Genomic DNA, 22807 nt, shown 5'->3' with positions numbered 1-22807 from the left:
CGGGTCAACACACGAAGCCTAATCGGGTCAACACTCCTTGCCTAAGGGGAGTGACACTCCCTCGGTAAGGGGAACGATACTCCCCGCCTAAGGGGAGTGTTATTCACTGCCTAAGGGGAGCAACACCAAACAACAAAAAAGATAAAAATAGGTGCGTGTGTAGAAAAATGTTTGTTAAGTGCTGTGTTATGTAAAGAAGGCATTAAAAAACGCTGTTAACATAAGTATTAACAGCGTTCGTTTGTAGAGGATGTGTTTTAAATTTCTCCAATTTCTTGATATATCTTCTTTTTAGAGTTTTCAAAAATAGCCCCTCCAAACTCCTCATTATCTAAAGAAATTATAGAAACATCTTTAATCCCCATAATTCCAAAAACAAACTTTAAATAGGTAGTTTGGAAGTTCATGTGCTCGTTTTTTTCATTTTCACCATAGCCAGTATCACCTCGGCTAGATAGAATAAACATTTTTTTGTTTTTCAGTAAGCCAACATAATCACCATCGGGTGTACCTGAGCGGAATTTCCATGTTTCATTAATTCTCATAAGCTGATCTATGTAAGCTTTTAATCCGCTAGGTATAGACCAATTGTACATAGGTGTTCCAAGAACATACACATTGTGTTCTTTAAACTCTTTAATTAGCTTATCGCTCAAGTTAACTCCTAATTGATTTTCTGCTGTTCTGTCTTCAGGCTTAATAAAGGCACTAGCAATCCATTTTTCATTGATAGGAGGTATTTCTTTTAACCCAACCTCTCGGTATGAAAATGTATCGTTAGGATGCTTTTGTTGCCAATTTTTTACAAAGAGTCGAGTTAATTGCCTACTGTGCGATTTTTCGTTTCTTACACTTGCGTTGATAATAAGTACTTTGTTCATATCTTAATATTGTTTACATGATATGGCAAAGTTCGTTGTATAAGAAATGAAAAAAATTGACCTAGTTTAAGATGGCTTGTGTTTTTTACGAATTCTGCTTAAAAACTCAGGAGTTACACCTAAGTACGAAGCAATTAAGTATTGAGGAACTTTGTCTGCTATTTTGGGGTAGTTTTTTATAAAATCAAGATACCGTTGTTCTGCATCATACACATTGTTGTGAATTATTCTTCTTTGCAAGCTGCCAAGATAGTTTTCGAGTATAATTCTAAAAAAACGCTCCAGCTTAGGTATTTGTTTTAGCATTTCTTGAAAAGAGTCATAGCGTATCTGTAACAATTCAGTTTCTTCTATTGCTTGGATATTATAAATAGAAGGTTGTTGCTTTTGAAAGCTATCAATATCTGTAGCCCACCAATTTTCTATAGCAAAATATAAAACTTCTTCTGTTCCTGTAGCAGCGTTTATATAAAAGGCTTTAAGAGTTCCATTAACTACAAAGTTATCGGTTCTACATACATCACCATTTCTTAAAAGGTATTCTCCTTTTTCAAGAGTCTTTTCAGTCCAAAAGCTTTTAATGATATTCTCTTCTTCTGAAGTTAACTTGATGTATTTTGAAATTGATGTTATTAGTGGATTTTTCATTTAAGCTGTTGCTAGTATATTATTCTTTTTTTATTTTGGATAAGCTATTATTCTTAACCCGAAAGCTGAAAACTTATCACCCACAAAAGGTAAGCTTTTTATAAGCTCTTTGTTAGTGTAGGTTAAAATAAAATATACTAGGTTTTAAAGCTGTTTTATATTCTTTTATTATTGATTTACCCAGTTCAAAAAATCTTTAAAAACAACGTTCCAATACTTTTCATATTTTCCATTCTCTAGTTCTTTTCCAAATCCATGGTCTAAACCTGAATAAGCTTTGAATGTTAAATTGTTTTTCTGTTTCCTAATAAACTCTATTGGAATTAGGTAAGCGGATTCAGGAGCCACAGCCTGATCTTTTGTTCCAATGGCTACAAATAGAGGCTTTGAAATTTTTAATAAATTGTTAATTGGTGGCTCAGAAAAAGAACTCCATCTTTTATAACTATTGTTTTTACCAGCCCAATATTTATCGGTAGCATTAGGGTTTGCCATTATTTTTTTAAAATCTTCTAATATTGAACTAATCTCTCTTTGTGCTTCTTTTTCACTAATTAAGCCTTTAGCTAATTTCTTTCTAGTAAATGTAATAAAGTCAATAAACTGAGTGCTACCTCCACCAGACAAATACCCAAAATGAGTTATACTATTATTTACAGTTCCTAATTTAGCAACAACATCGCTCCCTTCAGAGTGTCCGAGAGCAATAACTTTTTTGAATTTATTTGGATACTTTTTAGTTATACTGTTAATTACTAGGTTAGCTTGATGAGTTCGATACGCTAATGTTTGGTTTTCATAATATGATTTAGGAACAGGAAACTCCTCATCCATTTTTGTTAAGAAAGGAAAACCCTTTTTAGATATTACGACAAATAAATAATTATCAGGCAAAAGGTTAAAATCAAGAGGCAATGTTGTTCCAACATACGTTTTTCCGTTTTCTTTCATTGTTTGATATAGAGACATTGCTTTGGAACCTTGAATATATAAGAGAAGAACATTGGTAGATTCAATATCTTTTTTAGCATATGTATGATAGTTAATGGTGTCTTTACTTGTTACTACAGAATAGTGTTTAAAAGTCTTTAAGTCTTTTGTTCTTTGGCTAAAGGATGTTGAACAAATACATAACGATAATAATAGTGCAAGTAGTTTCATATAAATCTTTTTAATTTTACATTAAAGACTGAAAAGAAAAAGACATGTTGCAAAACTTATATTTAAAAGTGTATTTATCTGGTATTCAGCTGTATAATTTCGTAACTTAGTGTTGCTTTAATATAAAAACTAAATAGTTATGCATTATCACGACGGACATTTTTGGGGTATGCACTTTGTATGGTGGATTGTTTGGATAGTAATAGGAGTATTCTTTTTCTTGTTTTACAGTTCTTTATTCCAAGTAACAAAAAAAGAATCTCCGTTAGAAGTCCTTAAAAGACGTTTTGCAAAAGGTGAAATCACCAAAGAAGAATATGAAGAAGCTAAAAAAGTACTAGATTCTTAAGTGTAATAAAAAAGAAACCCTTTGTAAAAATTACAAAGGGAATATTATTCTACAGGTTTATCCTGAGGTTATTTGCTCTAATATTCTATTTTATCTTCTTTTTCAGACCATTTCTGGAAAGGTTCTAGCGCAATATCACGTCCTATTTGCTCAAACGGAATACTTCTCTTTTCGTATGGTAACGGAATTTCTTTGTAAATAAACTCATCATCAAAACCAATATTAGCAGCATCTTGTTGATTACTACCATAAAAAACTTTATCAGGACGCGCCCAGTAAATAGCTCCTAAACACATAGGGCAAGGTTCGCAAGAAGTGTATACAATACAACCATCTAGCTGAAAAGAACCAATATTTTTACAAGCATCACGAATGGCAGTTACTTCTGCGTGAGCTGTAGGGTCGTTAGTAGAGGTAACTTTGTTGTTACCACGCCCAATAACTTCTCCATCTTTTACTACAATACAACCAAAAGGACCTCCTTCGTTATTTTGCATTCCTTTTAAAGCTGCTTTTACAGCTTCACTCATATATTCTTCGTGTGTATTCATTGTTTAGTTTTTAATAAAAAAAGGGTTACAAAACTAAGCCTTTTCTTTGATTCAATTTACGAAATAAAACACTTTTTAAAGTAAGAGCATAAAGGGTATATACACTTGGCATCAAAAAACAGCTTTTTATAACTATAATTTAAGAGTTTATGCCATCTTTTTTAACAAGCTACTAAAATATTCGCTAATTTGTAACTATTATCAAAAACTAATCAATCATGAAATTAACAACCAAACTTATTTTAAATGCAATGCTTGTAATGGGTGTTGTATTTTTTAATTCTTGTAAAAAGAAGAAAAAAGAAAACGATGCTGTAGAGCCAGTAGAAGAAGTAGCTTACAATAAAACAGCAACCCAAAGTTTATGTGAAAGTGATTGGTTCCCTCACACACAAACCCCAGCCCCTTCAGAAGGAAAAGGAAGTCCGTTTGATGTATCGAGCACAACCAATGCAATTTTTCACCAATGGTCTTGGCAAAAGTTTTTATGGCTAACCAAACCAGAGTATCAAATAGAAAAACTAGCAGTAAAGCAGGAGGGGAAGGAAGTTCCTTTATATGTAGGAGAAACGTTGCCGCTGTTTTTAAACCCAAAGAAAATGTATCAAGTAACATCTCATATGCAAGATGTAAAACAAAAAGAAGGAGCTGCTTTGGTTTTGGTAGATACTGCTCAAGCAGGATCGGGCGGAACTTTAAAAACAAACCCTGCTTATAACGAAGACGGAGTTTCAGAAACAGTATTTTACTCTATTCACATAAGCCCTACAATGAGAGAAGCATCAAGAAAATATAGAGATTCTATAGTTAGCGGAACTTTAAGTGGAAATAATCAAGCATCTTTTCCGGTGGGCTCTTTAGAGTTAAAAGTATCATGGACACCAGTAACTGCTATTGCTGAAGAAGAGATAGGTAACTATTATACAACAGTTGCAGCCTTAAGTAGAGATGGAGAAACATATACTAATACTGAGGTTGCTTTATTAGGAATGCACGTTGTAGGTATTGTAGAGAATCACCCAGAGTTTATTTGGGCTACGTTTGAACATGACGATTTAGCACCAAACTATAACTGGAAAGACAATAACGCATCTTCATCTACCAATAAATTATTATTTGCTGAAGGTACTACTACAGGAATTGATGGAATTGTATGGAGTAATGGTAGTGCAAAGTTACCTTATAAAGCATACGATTTATTTAAGTATGGAGTTCCAAGAGACAGTGTAGGAAACTTTATGAACACAAGCCAATCAGAACCTGTAAACTTTAATAACATAGAGAACCTTAATCTTTGTGTAAAAGAGAATTTAACTGATGTATGGAAAAATTACTTCTACAATGGTTCTCTATGGATTGATACAGATGGATTGACACCTGAAGAGCAAACAGCTAAAATAAATAGTTTAGGAGGAGATATTGGAAACGCAACACCTGATAGTACTTCGGTAGCAAGAGGGTCAGTAAACTGTGCTAATGTTACCATGGAAACGTATACACAAACTTTTAAAAGTAGTTTAAAAGACATTGATGCTGAAAATTTAGCAAATTGCTTTAGTTGCCATAATGCTGTAAATTTTTCAACAAATAAGAAATCACCATTGTATATAAGTCACGTTTTTAATGCTTATTTATTAAGAGGAGAAGGAAAAACATTTAATGAAGTAGAAGCTCTTAAAGCGAAACAAGAAGTAGAAGACTTTATGAAGAACAGTTTAAAGTAAAGTTTTTAAGATTGACTTTACAAAAAAGCCTCTCCAGTCTATTTTTAGTTACTGGGGAGGTTTTATTTTTGTTAGTTGTTGGCATGTTTTACTTGAAAGAACAGTCATTCCGAACGGTAGTGAGGAATCTCACTCAAAGGAGTTACTCTTATTCTTTTATTGTAAGTCTTTATTTTTTGTTTCTTTTTATCGTCATTAAGAGGAAGATATGACGAAGTAATTTGTCCGTAAAATTATCAGCTAATATTACGCCTTTTCCAAAAAGGAGCTTCTTTCCATCGAGTCTCAGTACTATAAAAGAAGTATTTATGCTTAAGGTAATGATTCCAAACCTGTTGTATTTGTTGACTATATAATATATTGAATTGTTCCATCTTATAAGGATGTAAATCCTTAATAAAGTCAATATTTATAAGTAATTTTTGCATTTGCATTGCATTTGCCATAGCATTAAACATACCTTGAGAAGAAAGCGGATCAAAACTCATAGCAGCATCGCCTAAAGCAAGCCATTGTTTGCCAGCTACCTGTTCTAAACGAGTAGAATTGGCACTTACCGTACCATGAAAGTTAATGTCTGCTTCGTTACCTTCAACTAAAGGAGCAATGAGCTCGTGTTGTTTGGTAAAAGCTAAAAAAGCATCTAAATGTTTAAAGGTATTTCTATCTACCAAATCTGCATCTGTTTGAAAAGCAAGGACTCTTTTATTATTAGGAACTATAGCGCTATACCACCAACCTAATTCATCAGCAACAATAGTACTCATGGTATTTTCTTGTGTATTGGGTAAACTCATCCAACAAGATATAAGCTTATCATAGTGTGTGCGTTTAATACCTAAGCTCTTTGTGAAATGAGATTGCCTACCAGTAGCATCAATTACAAACTTAGCATGAATGGTATGTGTAGTTCTGTTTTTTAAATCATCAGACTTTGTTATTACTTCCCAGTAATTATCTTCGTAAGAAGTATTAGAAAGGCGTGTTCCCCAAACACAGTCAACACCTCTTTCAATAGCAACCTTTCTTAAATAAATTTCAAACTCTTTTCGATCTAAACTTCTAGAGAACCCATCGGGGTTTCTCATATGATCAACAATATGAAGTTGATTGCTTCCCCAATAGGATTGCATTCCTAAATTATTACGGAATATGGTTTGCTTTACATCATCTGATTCGTTTTCTAATAAATCTAACTCTTTTAAAATCCGTTGTGCAGCAGGTGCTAACGATTCCCCAATTCTATCAACAGGTTCAAGCTGTTTATCTACTATGGTAACATTATAATAATTAACTAAAGAAATGGCGGCAATGCAACCTGCAATGCCACCACCTATAATTAGTATGTCAGTAGTACTATTATATTCTTTCAATTCGTATATTATTTAGGAATATATCTTGAAAAACGCGTCATCTTCTCAGGAATACCAACTTCAACTCTTTTAGGAGCTGCTTCTTGATGTGAATCAGACTGTTTCATGTGGTGTAACTTAGAAGCAATTAAATGTATGGTTTTAATAACATTTGGTGTTGCTTTAAAGTCTTTTGCTAGTTCATCTTCCGTTAAGCTTAATAAACTACGCTGAGCATCTTCCAATACAAATTGCTCGTTTAATAAATTATCGTGCGATAGTTTTTTTACAGCTGTATCTATTGTATTTTGAACTCCTTTTTGTAATGTACGTTTAGCTGTTAAAACACCTTGTAAATCTTGTATCGTAGCTTTTAATAATGTAGCTTCTTGTTCAGGAGTAGGAGTGATACCCACTTGCATTTCTTCAGGGAAATTTGGGTCATGCTGAACTCCCGGACGCTTTTGAACCACCGCTAACTTATCAAAATACTTAATCATACTATTAATTTGATTTGTATAAGTTGGAGCTTCACCATCTAAAGGAAGGTTGTCTAGCCAATCGGAACGGAAATTAAAGGCTTGAATACGGGTTTCTTCTGATAAATTAGTATCCATCGTTTCTTTATAACGCTTTTCATTTAAGATGTTATTCGGTACTCTCGCAGGCCAAAATGTGGGCAAATACGGATCGTACTCACTAGTGTATCCGTCTCTACAACTCGCCGTGTCTGTTTGCCAAGGTATTGCCATCCAACGCGTAACTCCTCCAGCTACTTGTCCGCCTAAAATAGGCCCTTTTGCCAATGGTAATGTATCATTATTCATCATTGGTCCGTAATACGTGGTATTCACAGGCGGTGTTTTAGGTGCATGTTTAATTCTAAAAGGTGCCATATACATTCCTGACGAGCGCATAGGCCAAGTCATTTCACAACCAGGATGGAAAGCATCTGCTAAACAAAATTCCATGGCAGCTTTGGTTAACATATCAGGTTGTTCAGCAACAGGAAGTTCATCTATCGTTGGTGGTTTGGGTACATGCGGACATCCAGTCATATCCACATAATCTGCATCGAAATCACCTTGTACCCATTGGTCTAAAAACTCTAATTGTAAGTCTGATAAGGTAGCGTGCTGGCGTACAGAACCTGTAGTAGGAATGCTAATTGCATCACCATATAACCAAGGCCATAGTTGAGGTGCTTCTGCTCCCGATACATCAAAACGACGGAAGTTGTTAGAAATCGTTCTTCTCATTTCCATATAGGCAGGTGATGGATTCCCTAATCGTTTAATCCATTCGTTTGTGGTATAATCAAACTGACCTCCAAAACCAAAAGCTCCTGCAAAACCTGCATTCACCCATTGTAAGTCAGTCATACGTTGGAAAATTGGTAAAATATCTTTGGTAAAAGATGGTCTGGTAGGACGTACTAACATTTTAGACTTTACAGCTACATCACGCATTAAATCCCACATAGTACGTACCGATTTTTGCATTGGTGCATAGTCAGGTGGAGCACAAATAACCCAAGCAGGGTCTACTTTTAATTTTACACCTTCATATTCAACTTCCGCAGTAACAGGTCCGTCTGAAATATCATCGTGCCAACCTTCGTTATTTGCAAACGTAATAGCGATATCACCATTGATGTTTTCCGATTTTCCATGTCCGCCTAACATCACTAAACGTCCTTTTTCATCCGTACGCATCTCACCTAAGTACACTTTTTTAGATAGAAATTCTCCTTCAAAGAAAGGACCTTCGGTAACATTGGTTCCAGTAATAGACTTTGCTCCGCCGTCAATTAATAAAGAGTTACGGTCTTTTACATCAATATTACGTAACATAGAAGGTGGCATATCGGCCGCTTCAGGAATATCTAAGGCAATGTTAAACTGATACCAAGATGATTTTTGATTGGCTAAATGGCTATGCCAGGTTATTTTGGCATTTTCAGCAGTTAATTCTTTTACAGCTTTTCCTGCAGCATTGAATCCGTAGATTCTAAACTGTGCTGCTTGTCTTTTTAAGGCACCTGTTTTATCTCTATATGCATACGGATCGGTTTGTGGTTCAGGGTTGTCAACCAACGGACCGATAAAGTATTCATTTTCACTATTTCCAACACGCATGACACCAATAGGAGGATAGATACCTGCTTTTACAATACAGTCGCTATTTTCATCGGTGTTACCTTCAAACTGTGGATTGATTTCTTTGGGTTCTTGTAATTGTTGCCCGTTTGCTTGATGACGTGCTTCGGCACTTGCAGCATATACTACTTTTCTTGCTTGTGCAATAGATCCTAATGGTTCGTGTTGAGGTAAGGTTCTCCAAATATTAAAGGCTAAGTTGCTTCCAAACTCTGCTTGCCCAATACTAGCCACATCTTGTTGAGGTAAATGTAATTTAGCAATACATATATACGGACTCTCTTCTGTACTCCATACTACCTGTGCATCATCTAAAGGCATGGTAGCATCGTTGGTACGCAATTGTATTTCGAAGCGGAAGGTAGCTTCTTTGGTTAACAAACGTTGTTGCAAATCAATACCTAAGTAATTGTTATCGTTAAAAGGAGTTCCTTTATAGGTGTTTTCAGGAACCAAACGATATTTTACAATTTGAGAATCGCCTAATTTAAAAGGAAGAATTGCCCAGTAGCTAGCACTTAATACACTAGCTTCTTCTTTGGTCATTGCCTGTAAAATACTCGCTAATTCGGGATGTTTTGCTATGTAAGAATCATAATCACGGTCAATAACACCAGCAGTGGTAAAGCTACACATTTGTTGCGCATCACGTGCAAAAAAACGGTCGATGTTTTGAAAGATAAAATCAGCATTGGTACCATCTCCTAATAGTTTAGGTCCATCTACACCGAAGAGTTTTAAACCTAAACCTAAAGTAGAGTGTAAATCAGGAGAAGTTGGTCCCGTATCACTTGAAAAACGAACGGCACATTCGTAAGCGTCACCAGCAAAAATTCCAACTTTGAACTTTTCGCTTATGTCTTTGTTTACAACAAAACGACCGTATGCAATCCCGTGTTGTTTTCTAAATACCGCTCTTTCGGCAGGTTGTTGTCCATTTTCAATGCGTGTTTTTTGCCCCATTTCCACAAACATTTCTTTTAAACGTTGTGTAACTTGGGTAATGTCTCCATCGCAGTTCCAGCATGATGAAGATTTGTCTTGTGAGGGGTTTGTCATTTTTTTGGTTAGTTTAAGTTTGACATTATATACCTTTAAAAATAAGGAATATAAGTTAGAGTTGTTTTTAAGAAATTCTTAAGCGTTTAGTTTTTGGGTATTAATTGTTTGCATTTAGATTTGAGAGGGATATTTATAAAGCTCTTTATTGTTAGATAGAATAGTTATTGAAGGCTTTATGTAACTATAGATTAGAAGTTTTTCTATAGAATTAACGTATATCCTTTTGTAGAGTTATTAGTTATCCGTAACTTCATACTTTGAAAAAGCAAAAGTAATTCTTACTACATTCCTTTTATTTTTTTGATTGAACAGATAATACACTATGTATATACGTAATGGTGTATTACCATAAATTATGGTGTTTTATAATATGAATGATAATTGTAAAAAGAAACTATTAAAAACCTAAATAAATAATTATGACAAAGACAGAAATGAATAAAAAAGGAGTAATAGGTATAACCAAACAAGCAAGTTTAATAGATAAGAACATTGGTTTGTATAAAGAGCATTTTATAAATGAAGATTTTGGGTATACTGTAAGATTATCTAATGGAGCTATTGAAGTACCAAGAAAAACTGCTGAAGATTATGAGGTGCAAAAAGGAATTGTTACTCCTGAAAGAATAAAAAAAATAGCAGAAACATATAGACATAAAGAGATATAATTTATTTTAAAGTTCGTTAAACAAAAAACCACAACAAGCGTTGTGGTTTTTTTATGTTTATGTGAAGGAAGTGATTATTTTAAACTTCCTGTCATGTCTTCTGGTTTAACCCATTCGTCATATTGCTCTGGAGTTACATATCCTAAACGTACAGCTTCTTCTTTTAAAGTAGTTCCGTTAGCATGTGCAGTGTTTGCAATCTCAGCAGCTTTGTAATATCCAATTTTGGTATTTAATGCTGTAACTAACATTAATGAGTTGTTTAATAACTCAGTAATTCTTGTTTGGTTTGGTTCAATACCAGCAGCACAGTTTACGTCGAATGATACACAAGCATCTCCAATTAATTGAGCTGATTGTAATACGTTAGCCGCCATCATAGGTTTAAACACATTTAACTCATAGTGTCCTTGTGTTCCACCAACAGTTACTGCAACATCGTTACCCATTACTTGTGCACATACCATTGTAATAGCTTCTGCTTGTGTAGGGTTAACTTTTCCAGGCATGATAGAAGAACCTGGTTCGTTTGCAGGAATGATAAGTTCTCCAATTCCAGAACGTGGTCCTGATGCCATTAAACGAATATCGTTGGCAATTTTATTTAATGAAACCGCTAATTGTTTTAAAGCTCCGTGTGTTTCCACTAAGGCATCGTGTGCAGCCAAAGCTTCAAACTTATTTTCAGCAGTTATAAATGGTAATCCTGTAAACTCAGCGATATACTTAGCAACTAATACATCGTAACCAGCTGGAGTGTTTAGTCCTGTTCCAACAGCAGTTCCTCCTAAAGCTAATTGAGCTAAGTGTGCTAATGAATTTTTTAAGGCATTTAATCCGAAGTTTAATTGAGCAACATATCCAGAAAACTCTTGCCCTAAGGTTAGGGGAGTAGCATCCATTAAGTGTGTACGTCCAATTTTAACTACATCTTTAAAAGCTTCTGATTTAGCTTGTAACGTATCTCGTAATTGCTCTACACCAGGAATGGTTACTTCTACAATCTTTTTATAAGCTGCAATGTGCATTCCTGTAGGGAATGTATCGTTAGATGATTGTGATTTGTTTACATCATCGTTTGGTTGAATAGTTTTTTCACCTTCACCAATTACATTTCCTGCAATTTCGTGTGCACGGTTAGCAATAACTTCGTTTACATTCATATTCGACTGTGTACCAGAACCTGTTTGCCAGATTACTAATGGGAATTGGTCGTCGTGCTTTCCAGCTAAAATTTCATCACATACTTGTGCGATTAAATCACGCTTTTCAGTAGCCAATACACCTAACTCTGCATTAGTGAAAGCTGCTGCTTTTTTTAAGTACGCAAATCCGTATACTACTTCTAATGGCATAGAGGCAGCAGGACCAATTTTAAAGTTATTACGAGAACGCTCAGTTTGTGCTCCCCAATATTTATCAGCTGGAACTTCTACTTGTCCCATTGTATCTTTCTCAATTCTATATTTTGTCATTTGGAATGATTTAAAATGCTTAAAATTAATGATGTCCAAAATTACAAATTCTAATAGTTTTTAATAGTGATTTTTATCAGATTTTATTGGAGGAAAAGAAAAATAGTTATAATTTTGTGGCATAACAATTATTAATAAGAAACAAATGTTAGATTTTTCAGAATTCTCAGGATTGGTATTATTCATGTTTATTTTTACAGCTGGATTTTGGCTGTTAATTTTCTTATTAACATTTGTAGTTCCTTACTGGATTGGTGGAACTATCTGGGAAAACATGAAGTTAAAAAGAGAAGCTAAAAAAGCTGCTGAGGAAGGTAAGTAAGCTTTTTATTACAATATATTCTAAAAACCACGCTAATGGGCGTGGTTTTTTTTATGTTCTTATTTTAATATTGGGAACACTTTAACCTGATTTAATTCTTATTGTAAATAAAAAAAGAGAACTTTTAAAGTTCTCTTTTTTATTAAGTTTTATAATGTTTAAGAATTAGAATCCTTCACCGCCTCCATCAAAGTCACCATTACGACCTGAACGTTCACGTTTCTTCTTTTGATTAAATCTATAAGTAAAGCTTAGTGTAATTTGACGCTCTCTCCATTGAAATTCTTGATAAGACATTACTCTAGCTGTATTCGTGTAGCTTTTTCTTTTACGTTCGTTAAATAGATCACTAACGTTTAAAACTAATGAGGCCTTGTCCTTGAATATATCTTTACTGAATGCTAAGTTGGTAACAAAAATACCTTCTCTACTACCTTGTGCATCATCTTGTGGTCCTCGATACATAATACGTGTTTGCCAATCTATTTTCGCAGGTAAAGTAATTCTAGAGTTAAAACGAGCAAACCAACTGCTACTATTTACTTCAGGTAAAGACTCAGTTTCGGTTACTAGATCACCATTGATAGGATTAGTATAAGAATAAGTGTAGTCGAAAGCATCTGTTCTAAACTTAAAATAGTTAAAAGTTGCTGATAAACGTGCCCATTTTGCTGGATTATAATTTGTTGTTAGTTCAAGTCCGTAACGATCTTCATCATTTAGGTTTAAGAACTGACGTACGAAAACATTTCCTTTATCTCTTGTTTCAATTCTAGAAACAGGTCTGATTAAATCAGTTGAAAATTGATAGTACAATGAAGAGTTTAAGGTTACTTTACTAACTCTTGTAGTATACCCTAAGTCAAAAGAACTAGTATATGTAGGGTTTAAGTCTGGATTTCCTTTAAATACGTAAGTATCTGAACTACGTGTTTCGAATGGGTTTAAAAACCAGTGACGTGGTCTTCGTAATCTACGAGCATACCCTAAAGTTAAGTTATCTGTTTCACTAAATTCATACCCTAAATTAACGGTAGGGAACCATTCAGTATAGTTTTTATCAGAAAATTCACCAGTATTTAATACTGTTAAATCAACATCAGTGTATTCAGCACGTAATCCTAATAGGTATGAAAATTTATCTATTTTACTACCATATTGGGCGTAATAAGCGTAGATATATTGTTTAAAATCTATAGCATTAGAAGGATCAAAATCAAAAGGTTGTCCATTTTCATCACGAACTCTAAAATCAGAAGTTAAATCTTGTAAATCCGCTTTATGACCTAATTCTAATTGACTTTTCTCTCCTAAAGGAAGTACATAGTCTATTTGTAATAACCTGTTTTTAGATTTAGTAACTTGACTATTTTGTTCAGCTAAAATATTGTTGTTAGTAATATTAGCAAGTTCATCTTCTTCGTTTTCGCTATACTGTAAGTCAATAATTAATTTTTGACCTTTGTCATCAATATTATTGGTATAGTTTAACGAATATTGAGTGTCAATATCGTCTTCAGTTTCAGTTTCTACTCTCTTTAAACTTCTGATAGGGTCGTTAGCAGGAGAAAAAACATCTGTATTGTTTGTGGCAATATCTTTACCGTCATTATTTCTATAAAAAACTGTTCCTGTAAGAGAGCTTTTATCGTTTAAATAATATTCCAAACCAAAAGAACCGTTAAAACTTTTATTTTTTCGGTCATAGTCTCTTTTTTCAATACTTAAACTATCGATAACACCATCGGTTAAATATGTAAAATCACTAAAGGCATTTCCTGGACCTTTTCTATAAGAGTAACCAAGATTTGAAAAAATATTGAACTTTTTTGTACGGTAGTTTAAATTACTACTAACCCTGTACAAATCAGGATTACCTACAGAAAAGTTTAGAGAACCATTGAAGCCTCTTACTTTTCCTTTTCTAAGAATAATATTTAAAATACCAGCTGTACCTTCAGCATCGTAACGAGCCGAAGGAGAAGTAATAACTTCAACTTTTTCAATAGCATCAGCAGGTAAGTTACGTAAGGCATCTGTACCACTTAAACCTACTAGAGCAGAAGGCTTTCCGTCTATTAAAATACGTACGTTTTCATTACCACGCAAGCTTACAGATCCTTCAGCATCTACATTTACTGATGGGACATTATCTAAAACATCAGAGGCGTTACCTCCTTTTACAGTCATGTCTTTACCAACGTTATATATCTTTTTATCTAACCGTATTTCAACAGTAGATTTTTCTGCAATAATTTCAACTTCTTCTAATGTCTCTGCATCTTCTGAAAGTAAAATAGTTCCTAAACTTTTATTTTCAGTTAGAGTATGATTTCCTAAACTTTTAGTTTTAAACCCTATAAATTCAACTTTTATATCATATGTGCCAGATGAAGCATCGATAGAAAAGCTTCCATTAGCGTCAGTAACTCCTCCAATAATTTGTTGTGTGTTAGTGTTTGTTAATACTAAAGTTGCGTACTCTAAAGGTTGTTTAGAGTTTGTTTCTAATACTTTACCAGTTAGGGTAACTTTAGAAGCGATACCTTTTGTAGCACGCTGTGCAACAGCTGTAAAACTAATTAGTAAAATAAGTAGTGTAATTTTCTTCATTATGTTGATTTATAAAGCTTGTTTGACCGCAAATTTCCCCAAAGGTTTAATGGGGTTTAGTTAAAAGAATGTTAAATAAAAAAAGGATGCTTTTAGCACCCTCTTTTTTATCAAAAATATATTGAAATTATTTCTTTTTAGCACGTTGTTGTGCAGCTTGTTGTTCTTGAGCTTGTTTCATGGCAGCATCTAAACGCTCACGGAACTTACTCTTTTTAACAGGCTTCTTTTTGTTCTCTTCAATTTTAGCATGAATCTTAGCTTCATCAATAACATAGTTCTTAATAACAAACATAATTATGATGGTTAGTAAGTTTGAGATAAAGTAGTATAAACTTAATCCACTAGCATAGTTGTTAAAGAAGAATAACATCATAATAGGAGAGAAGTAAATCATCCATTTCATCATTTTACTCATATCAGGCATTCCTTCTTGAGTAGGTGCTTGCATGTTAGCTTGTTGGCTTTGGTTCATTTTCATATAGAAGAAAATGGCTACAGACGCTAAAATTGGAAATAAGCTTACGTGGTCTCCATAGAAAGGAATTTTAAATGGTAATTTAAAAATAGTATCATAAGATGATAAATCGTTAGCCCATAAGAAACTTTTTTGACGGAAGTCAATATTCGTAGGGAAGAATTTGAATAAAGCAAAGAACACAGGCATTTGCATTAATGCAGGTATACAACCAGACATCATACTTACTCCAGCTTTTCGCTGTACTGCCATAATTTCTTGTTGACGCTTCATCGCGTTTTCTTTCCCTGGATATTTTTTGTTGATTTCTTCCATTTCTGGACGAATCACCTTCATTTTAGCACTTGATAAGTATGATTTGTATAATACTGGAGACATGATTATACGTACTACAATTGTCATTAAAATGATAATTAATCCAAAGTTGCCAATAAATCCTTTTAACATATTAAATACAGGGTAGAATATGGTACGGTTTAAGAAACCAAAAATACCCCAACCTAAATCAGCAATTTCATCTAAACTAGTTCCTTCGTAAGACTTTAATAAATTATAATCTGTAGGTCCATAAAACCATTGCATGTTATAGTTTAACTCTCCATTTGTTAAAGCTAACGGAGTTTTTAATCCATAGGTTTTAGTGTATACACTATCTTTATCTTCACCTGCAAAGTCAACAGATTTTAAAGTGGCATTACTAAATGGTGTGTCTGATGTTAAAATAGAAGAGAAGAAGTGTTGTTTATAAGCAACCCAATCAATATCACTCACAACATCATCATCATTCATTTGTAAGTAATCTACTTCGTCATCAGCTTTATAATAGTAGTAAGAGTACATGTTTTCGGTTTTCAAACTCTTTTCGTGTCTAAAACCTTTTAAACTCCAATCTAAATTTATTTCTTGTGAACTATTAATAGTATTACTCAACCCTTGTGAACGAACGGCAAAGCCTACACGGTAATCACCTTCCTTCATTTCGTAACGATACTCTAAAAACTTAGCTTCAGAAACCTTTAATTTCATAGAAAGTACTTGAGTATCTCCATTTTTGATTAGAGTAGGAGTAAATAGTAAATCTTTAGTATTTAAAATTCGGTTATCAGTAGTTCCGAAGTTAATATTAAAAGAAGCATTGTTATCCTTTACTAAATAAAGAGGTAATGAATCGTATGTTTTATAGTTTTTAACTAAAGCTTCTATAATCTGTCCACCTTTATTGTCGATAGTTAACTTTACAAGATCATTTTCAAGTGTAGTATTTCCCTCTTGACTTTTAGAAGCCCCGTATGCAAAAGCACCAAACTTATTTTGTAAAGCAATTTGTTGTAATGAATCGTTTACTATTACATTATCAGTTAAATTGTTTTGAGTGTTGGTTGTTGTAGCATCAGTAGTTTGCTCTGTCTGGGTAGTAGCTTCAGGAGTTTCTTCTGGCTTTTGTGTGTTCATCCACCAAAGCATAATTCCTCCTAATAAAAGCATTCCTATAAAGGAATTTAAATCAAATTTTTTTTGTTCCATTGATATATGTTAAAATGTCAACTTGTCATTTAAAGTTTTTCTAAAAGCTGAAAAACCCGACAAAGGTAGTAAAACCCTATAGTTTTTTTGAGGTTTTACGGTGAATAATTTTGTTAGTATAGGTAGTTCAAACAGTGTTCCAGTTTTTATATGTCAAAAAAAATCCTGTAATTTTAGTTACAGGATTTTTTAACTTATTTTTTTGATTGTTTTAAAGCTGCTTTGATAAAGCTTACAAACAACGGGTGTGGATTTAACACCGTACTCTTGTATTCTGGATGATATTGAACTCCAACAAACCAAGGGTGTGAATCAATTTCAACAATTTCTACTAACCCTGTTTTAGGGTTAACACCTGCTGTTTTCATACCAGCATTTTCTAATTGCTCTTTATAATCGTTATTGTATTCGTATCTGTGACGGTGACGCTCACTTATCAATTCTTCTTTATATGCTTGAAATACTTTAGAGTCTTGTGTTAATTGACAGTCCCAAGCACCTAAACGCATTGTTCCTCCTTTGTCAGTAACATTTTTTTGCTCTTCCATTAAGTTAATTACTGGATATGCTACTTCAGGATTCATTTCAGTAGAGTTAGCTTCTTTAAGTCCTAACACATTTCTTGCAAATTCGATAACAGCCATTTGCATTCCTAAACAAATACCTAAAAAAGGTATGTTATTTTCACGTACATATTGTACTGCTGCAATTTTACCTTCAATTCCTCTATCACCAAATCCTGGGGCTACTAATACACCATTTAATCCTTCTAGTTGTTTGGCAGCATTCTCTGGAGTTAACTCTTCAGAGTGAATCCAACGAACGTTAACTTTTGTTTTATTGGTAGCTGCAGCTCCTGCGTGGATAAATGCTTCGGTAATTGACTTATAAGAGTCGTGTAACTCAACATATTTTCCTACTAAACCAATTTCAACAGAAGAAGTTGGGTTTTTATGACGTTCTAAGAACTTATTCCATGTTTTTAAGTTAGGCTGTTTACGTGTAGATAAATTTAACTTATCTAAAACTACATAATCTAACCCCTCTTTAAACATTAAGTTAGGAACATCGTAAATAGTCTCAGCATCTAATGATTGAATTACATTTTGCTTTTTAACATTACAAAATAAAGCTAGTTTACGTTTAATGTCATCAGAGATTTCATGTTCTGAACGACATACTAAAATGTCAGGTTTTACACCACTTTGCATTAATGTTTTTACAGAGTGCTGTGTAGGCTTCGTTTTTAATTCACCAGCAGCTGCTAAATAAGGAACTAAAGTTAGGTGTATAACAATTGCGTTATCTTCTCCTAAATCCCATTGTAATTGACGAACAGCTTCTATATACGGTAAAGATTCAATATCACCAACGGTTCCTCCAATTTCAGTAATTACGATATCATAATCACCTGTATTACCTAAAATTTGGATTCTGTTTTTAATTTCATCAGTAATATGAGGAATAACTTGAACGGTTTTTCCTAAAAACTCTCCTTTACGCTCTTTGTTTATTACAGATTGATATATTCTTCCTGTGGTAACATTGTTAGCTTGTGAAGTAGGAATGTTCAAATAACGTTCATAGTGTCCTAAATCTAAATCGGTTTCAGCACCATCATCGGTAACATAACATTCTCCATGTTCATATGGGTTTAATGTTCCAGGATCTATATTAATATATGGATCTAATTTTTGAATGGTTACTGAGTATCCTCTTTCTTGTAATAATTTGGCTAAAGAAGCGGCTATAATTCCCTTCCCTAGTGATGAAGTTACGCCTCCGGTTACAAAAACGTATTTTGTGTTGTTCATGGTACTGTTAGGTTTGCGCAAAAGTAAGAAGTCTGGCAATTAGAACAAATAAAAAAGAGAAAAAACGTACAGAAAAATTATGTATGTTTGCCAAACAAACTTTTTTTTAAAAAAAATAAAATAAGGGTTTGTCAGACTGAAAAACTGTTGTATATTTGCCCACGCTTTTAGCAGACGGAATTTCACAAAAGCAAAACATTTTTAAAGAAGATATTTAAGATATACTGTAATGAGTAAAAGAACGTACCAACCATCGAAGAGAAAAAGAAGAAACAAACACGGTTTCCGCGAAAGAATGGCTTCTGCTAATGGACGTAAAGTATTAGCTAGAAGAAGAGCAAAAGGAAGAAAGAAGTTGTCTGTTTCATCTGAATCAAGACCAAAGAAATAATGATTAACTATTGTTAATATTTTAAAGGCGTTACTATTAAGTATCGCCTTTTTTTATAACCAAACAATTTTTATTTTTACACCACAACACAACACAGACTAAAATGCCTAAAAGACAAGACCTTAAATCAATTTTAATTATTGGATCTGGACCAATTGTTATTGGTCAAGCATGTGAATTTGATTATTCAGGTTCTCAAGCGTTAAGATCTTTGAGAGAAGATGGAATTGAAACCATCTTAATTAATTCGAATCCTGCAACAATTATGACAGACCCTTCGATGGCTGATCATGTATACTTGTTGCCGCTTAACACGAAGTCTATTGTTCAAATTTTAAAAGAACACCCACAAATTGATGCCGTTTTACCTACAATGGGAGGGCAAACTGCATTAAACCTTTGTATTGAAGCCGACGAAAAAGGAATTTGGGAAGACTTTGATGTTGAAATTATAGGAGTAGATATAGACGCCATTAATATTACAGAAGATAGAGATAAGTTTCGTTTATTAATGGAAGAAATTGGCGTGCCAATGGCGCCTCAAGCTACTGCAACATCTTTCTTAAAAGGAAAGGAAATAGCACAAGAATTCGGATTTCCATTATGTATTAGAGCGTCGTTTACCTTAGGAGGAGCAGGAGCGTCTATTGTATATGATGAAAAAGAATTTGAAGAATCATTATCAAGAGGGTTAGAGATTTCTCCAATTCATGAGGTAATGATTGATAAGGCAATGATGGGATGGAAAGAATACGAGTTAGAATTATTACGTGATGATAATGATAATGTTGTAATTATCTGTTCTATTGAAAACATGGACCCAATGGGAATCCATACAGGAGATTCTATTACAGTAGCTCCGGCCATGACATTATCGGACAAAACGTTCCAAAAAATGCGTGACATGGCAATTAAAATGATGCGTTCTATTGGTGAATTTGCAGGAGGGTGTAACGTACAGTTTGCGGTTTCACCAGACGAGAAAGAAGATATTATTGCGATTGAGATTAACCCACGTGTATCTCGTTCATCAGCATTAGCATCAAAAGCAACTGGATATCCAATTGCAAAGATTGCTGCGAAATTAGCAACAGGTTATACTTTAGATGAGTTAGATAACCAAATTACTAAATCTACTTCAGCTTTATTTGAGCCAACATTAGACTATGTAATTGTAAAAATACCTCGTTGGAACTTTGACAAGTTTGAAGGTTCTGACAGAACGTTAGGTTTACAGATGAAAGCGGTTGGAGAAGTAATGGGGATTGGACGTTCGTTCCAAGAAGCTTTACATAAAGCAACACAATCGTTAGAAATTAAACGTAACGGAATTGGAGCAGATGGTAAAGGTTATAAAGACTATAACCAGATTATAGATAAATTAAAGTACGCTTCTTGGGATAGAGTATTTGCTATTTATGATGCAATTCAAATGGGAATTCCGTTGAGTAAAATCCACGCAATTACTAAGATTGATATGTGGTATTTACGTCAATATGAAGAGTTATATATGTTAGAAAAAGAAATTTCTACATATACTGTTGATACACTTGATAGAGAACTATTATTAGAGGCTAAGCAAAAAGGATATGGTGATCGTCAAATCGCTCACATGTTAGGATGCTTAGAAAGTGAAGTGTATAAAAAACGTGAAGAATTAAAAATAAAACGTGTATACAAGTTAGTAGATACTTGTGCTGCTGAGTTTAAAGCACAAACTCCTTACTACTATTCTACTTTTGAAAGTGAAATTGAAACTGCTAAAGGTGAAGTTTCTGTGTCAAATGAAAGTGTAGTTTCTGATAAGAAAAAAGTAATTGTATTAGGTTCTGGACCAAACAGAATCGGTCAAGGAATTGAATTTGATTACTGTTGTGTTCACGGTGTATATGCAGCGAAAGAATGTGGTTACGAAACTATTATGATTAACTGTAACCCTGAAACAGTTTCTACTGATTTTGATACGGCAGATAAATTATACTTTGAGCCAGTTTTCTGGGAACATATTTACGACATCATTAAACATGAGAAACCAGAAGGAGTTATAGTTCAGTTAGGAGGACAAACAGCTTTAAAATTAGCTGAAAAGTTAGAGCGTTATGGAATTCCGATTTTAGGAACAAGCTACAAAGCATTAGACTTAGCAGAAGATCGTGGAAGTTTCTCTAGCTTATTAAAAGAAAACAATATTCCTTATCCAGAGTTTGGAGTTGCTGAGAATGCTGATGAAGCCTTAGCTTTAGCTGACGAATTAGATTTTCCAATTTTAGTGCGTCCATCATATGTATTAGGAGGACAGGGAATGAAAATTGTGATTAATAAAGAAGAGTTATTAGAACATGTAGTAGATTTATTACGTAAGATTCCTAATAACAAATTATTATTAGATCACTACTTAGAAGGAGCAATTGAAGCAGAAGCTGATGCAATTTGTGATGGTGAAAATGTATACATCATCGGAATTATGGAGCATATTGAGCCTTGTGGAATTCACTCAGGAGATTCAAATGCTACCTTACCAGCGTTTAACTTAGGAGAGTTAGTATTAGAACAAATTAGAGAGTATACTAAAACAATTGCTTTAGCACTTGATACGGTTGGATTAATTAATATTCAGTTTGCAATTAAAGATGACAAAGTATATATCATTGAAGCAAATCCACGTGCATCTCGTACGGTTCCATTTATAGCAAAAGCTTATAAAGAACCTTATGTAAATTATGCTACTAAGGTGATGTTAGGAGAGAAGAAAGTTACTGATTTTGATTTTAACCCTCAGTTAGAAGGTTTTGCAATTAAGCAACCTGTATTCTCTTTTAATAAGTTCCCGAATGTAAATAAGAACTTAGGACCAGAAATGAAATCTACTGGAGAAAGCATCTTATTTATTGAAAGTTTAAGAGACGATGCCTTTTACGACTTGTACGCAAGACGTAAAATGTATTTGAGTAAGTAAAAGCGTTTTAGAATTAAAATAGATAAAATCCGAAGTTTAATAAACTTCGGATTTTTTTATTGGTTTAAAAAGTTAACTAATTTCTTAGCGTCAATGGTATACCTTTTTTCAATAAGCTTCTCTTTTTCTAATTGCTTCATCTTTTCTTTTGAGTAAACTTCGGTATCAAAGTTCTCCATATATCCATTTACTTTATAAATATAGATTTCAAGTTGTTTGATATTGCTTTTTTGAGCAAATTTTTTAGGTAAATTGATGTTTTCTGAGCCACTCTCTATAGTTTTTTCTATCTCTTGTTCTCCCACAGGTCTTATGGTCAGTGGATCATTCAATTCACTGTAAAAGAATAATTTTTCATTTTTATACGCTACTAAAAACATATCCGTAGGAATTTGAACATCAAATAACAAATTACCTTCATTTTGAGACTTCGAAATCAGTTGGTAATCCTCTTTTGTAAATTCAAAATTAACAGTGAAATAATAATCTTGTGTTTTAGAAATACTTTGTGATGAGTTAAAATCGCTTTGTGATTTTTTAGACGTATAATTTTTACAGTTTAAAGTGAGAAATAGGAAAGTTAAAGGTAATAAAGCAAAATGTTTCATAATAAAGACTTTATAGTTTTTAAAATTAAGAATAACACGGATAAAATTAACCGTGTTATTCTTTTTTTTTA

17 protein-coding genes are annotated in these 22807 nt (G+C 33.5%); 6 read left to right on the top strand and 11 right to left on the bottom strand.

The genetic code is table 11. The annotated features are described in order from the left end of the window. Positions 1–257 precede the first annotated feature (257 nt). From LCI24_RS08790 to LCI24_RS08780, 3 genes are all read right to left on the bottom strand, one after another. Positions 258–881 carry an FMN-dependent NADH-azoreductase gene (locus tag LCI24_RS08790; protein WP_274640038.1) on the bottom strand — a complete coding sequence of 208 codons (624 nt, stop codon included), beginning with the start codon at positions 879–881 and terminating at the stop codon, positions 258–260. A gap of 66 nt (positions 882–947) precedes the next feature. After that, the gene (locus tag LCI24_RS08785) at positions 948–1529 is read right to left on the bottom strand and encodes a Crp/Fnr family transcriptional regulator (RefSeq protein ID WP_274640037.1); all 582 of its coding nucleotides are present in this window, start codon (positions 1527–1529) and stop codon (positions 948–950) included. Positions 1530–1697: 168 nt separating this feature from the next. After that, a complete protein-coding gene (locus LCI24_RS08780; RefSeq protein WP_274640036.1) occupies positions 1698–2690 on the bottom strand; it encodes a dienelactone hydrolase family protein in 993 nt (330 codons plus the stop codon). Between the two features lie 139 nt (positions 2691–2829). On the opposite strand from LCI24_RS08780, the gene LCI24_RS08775 reads away from it, so the two are divergent. After that, entirely contained in the window at positions 2830–3039 is a 210-nt protein-coding gene (locus tag LCI24_RS08775; RefSeq protein WP_120187669.1) for an SHOCT domain-containing protein, read from the top strand. A gap of 77 nt (positions 3040–3116) precedes the next feature. On the opposite strand, the gene LCI24_RS08770 is transcribed toward LCI24_RS08775, so the two are convergent. Then, positions 3117–3590 (bottom strand): nucleoside deaminase, encoded by a 474-nt coding sequence (locus LCI24_RS08770; RefSeq protein WP_099214218.1) that lies wholly within the window; start codon positions 3588–3590, stop codon positions 3117–3119. A 218-nt stretch (positions 3591–3808) separates the two neighbouring features. Between LCI24_RS08770 and LCI24_RS08765 the strand changes: the two genes are divergently transcribed. Then, positions 3809–5314 (top strand): hypothetical protein, encoded by a 1506-nt coding sequence (locus tag LCI24_RS08765; protein ID WP_274640035.1) that lies wholly within the window; start codon positions 3809–3811, stop codon positions 5312–5314. A gap of 236 nt (positions 5315–5550) precedes the next feature. Here the strand turns inward: LCI24_RS08765 and LCI24_RS08760 are convergent, their stop codons facing one another. Both LCI24_RS08760 and LCI24_RS08755 read right to left on the bottom strand, forming a co-directional pair. Beyond that, a complete protein-coding gene (locus LCI24_RS08760; protein ID WP_274640034.1) occupies positions 5551–6687 on the bottom strand; it encodes an NAD(P)/FAD-dependent oxidoreductase in 1137 nt (378 codons plus the stop codon). Positions 6688–6695: 8 nt separating this feature from the next. After that, the gene (locus LCI24_RS08755; RefSeq protein WP_274640033.1) at positions 6696–9884 is read right to left on the bottom strand and encodes a LodA/GoxA family CTQ-dependent oxidase; all 3189 of its coding nucleotides are present in this window, start codon (positions 9882–9884) and stop codon (positions 6696–6698) included. A gap of 422 nt (positions 9885–10306) precedes the next feature. On the opposite strand from LCI24_RS08755, the gene LCI24_RS08750 reads away from it, so the two are divergent. Further along, positions 10307–10555, top strand: a complete 249-nt coding sequence (locus LCI24_RS08750) for a hypothetical protein (RefSeq protein ID WP_274640032.1) — start codon at positions 10307–10309, stop codon at positions 10553–10555. A gap of 74 nt (positions 10556–10629) precedes the next feature. On the opposite strand, the gene fumC is transcribed toward LCI24_RS08750, so the two are convergent. Then, positions 10630–12030 (bottom strand): class II fumarate hydratase, encoded by a 1401-nt coding sequence (fumC, locus tag LCI24_RS08745; protein ID WP_274640031.1) that lies wholly within the window; start codon positions 12028–12030, stop codon positions 10630–10632. A 145-nt stretch (positions 12031–12175) separates the two neighbouring features. On the opposite strand from fumC, the gene LCI24_RS08740 reads away from it, so the two are divergent. Continuing rightward, positions 12176–12352 (top strand): hypothetical protein, encoded by a 177-nt coding sequence (locus LCI24_RS08740; RefSeq protein WP_164505156.1) that lies wholly within the window; start codon positions 12176–12178, stop codon positions 12350–12352. A 165-nt stretch (positions 12353–12517) separates the two neighbouring features. Here the strand turns inward: LCI24_RS08740 and LCI24_RS08735 are convergent, their stop codons facing one another. The 3 genes from LCI24_RS08735 to LCI24_RS08725 all read right to left on the bottom strand — a co-directional run bounded on the left by LCI24_RS08735 (position 12518) and on the right by LCI24_RS08725 (position 18781). Beyond that, positions 12518–14965: a TonB-dependent receptor gene (locus tag LCI24_RS08735; protein WP_274640030.1), complete on the bottom strand. Its 2448-nt coding sequence runs from the start codon at positions 14963–14965 to the stop codon at positions 12518–12520. 127 nt (positions 14966–15092) lie between these two features. Further along, positions 15093–16967, bottom strand: coding sequence for a membrane protein insertase YidC (yidC, locus tag LCI24_RS08730; RefSeq protein ID WP_274640029.1), 1875 nt, complete (start codon positions 16965–16967; stop codon positions 15093–15095). Positions 16968–17161: 194 nt separating this feature from the next. After that, positions 17162–18781: a CTP synthase gene (locus tag LCI24_RS08725; RefSeq protein ID WP_274640028.1), complete on the bottom strand. Its 1620-nt coding sequence runs from the start codon at positions 18779–18781 to the stop codon at positions 17162–17164. A gap of 229 nt (positions 18782–19010) precedes the next feature. Between LCI24_RS08725 and rpmH the strand changes: the two genes are divergently transcribed. Together rpmH and carB are read left to right on the top strand one after the other, a co-directional pair. Further along, positions 19011–19172 carry a 50S ribosomal protein L34 gene (gene rpmH / locus LCI24_RS08720; protein WP_028891113.1) on the top strand — a complete coding sequence of 54 codons (162 nt, stop codon included), beginning with the start codon at positions 19011–19013 and terminating at the stop codon, positions 19170–19172. Between the two features lie 103 nt (positions 19173–19275). Further along, complete coding sequence (gene carB, locus LCI24_RS08715; RefSeq protein WP_274640027.1) at positions 19276–22128, top strand: carbamoyl-phosphate synthase large subunit; 2853 nt, start codon at positions 19276–19278, stop codon at positions 22126–22128. 56 nt (positions 22129–22184) lie between these two features. On the opposite strand, the gene LCI24_RS08710 is transcribed toward carB, so the two are convergent. Further along, on the bottom strand, positions 22185–22736 hold the full coding sequence (locus tag LCI24_RS08710) for a hypothetical protein (protein WP_274640026.1): 552 nt from the start codon (positions 22734–22736) through the stop codon (positions 22185–22187). Positions 22737–22807 lie beyond the last annotated feature (71 nt).

Source organism: Tenacibaculum larymnensis, assembly GCF_028829235.1.
Classification (GTDB): domain Bacteria; phylum Bacteroidota; class Bacteroidia; order Flavobacteriales; family Flavobacteriaceae; genus Polaribacter; species Polaribacter larymnensis.
Note: the sequence above shows the minus strand (reverse complement) of the source record. Positions and strands in the feature narration are given on the sequence as shown.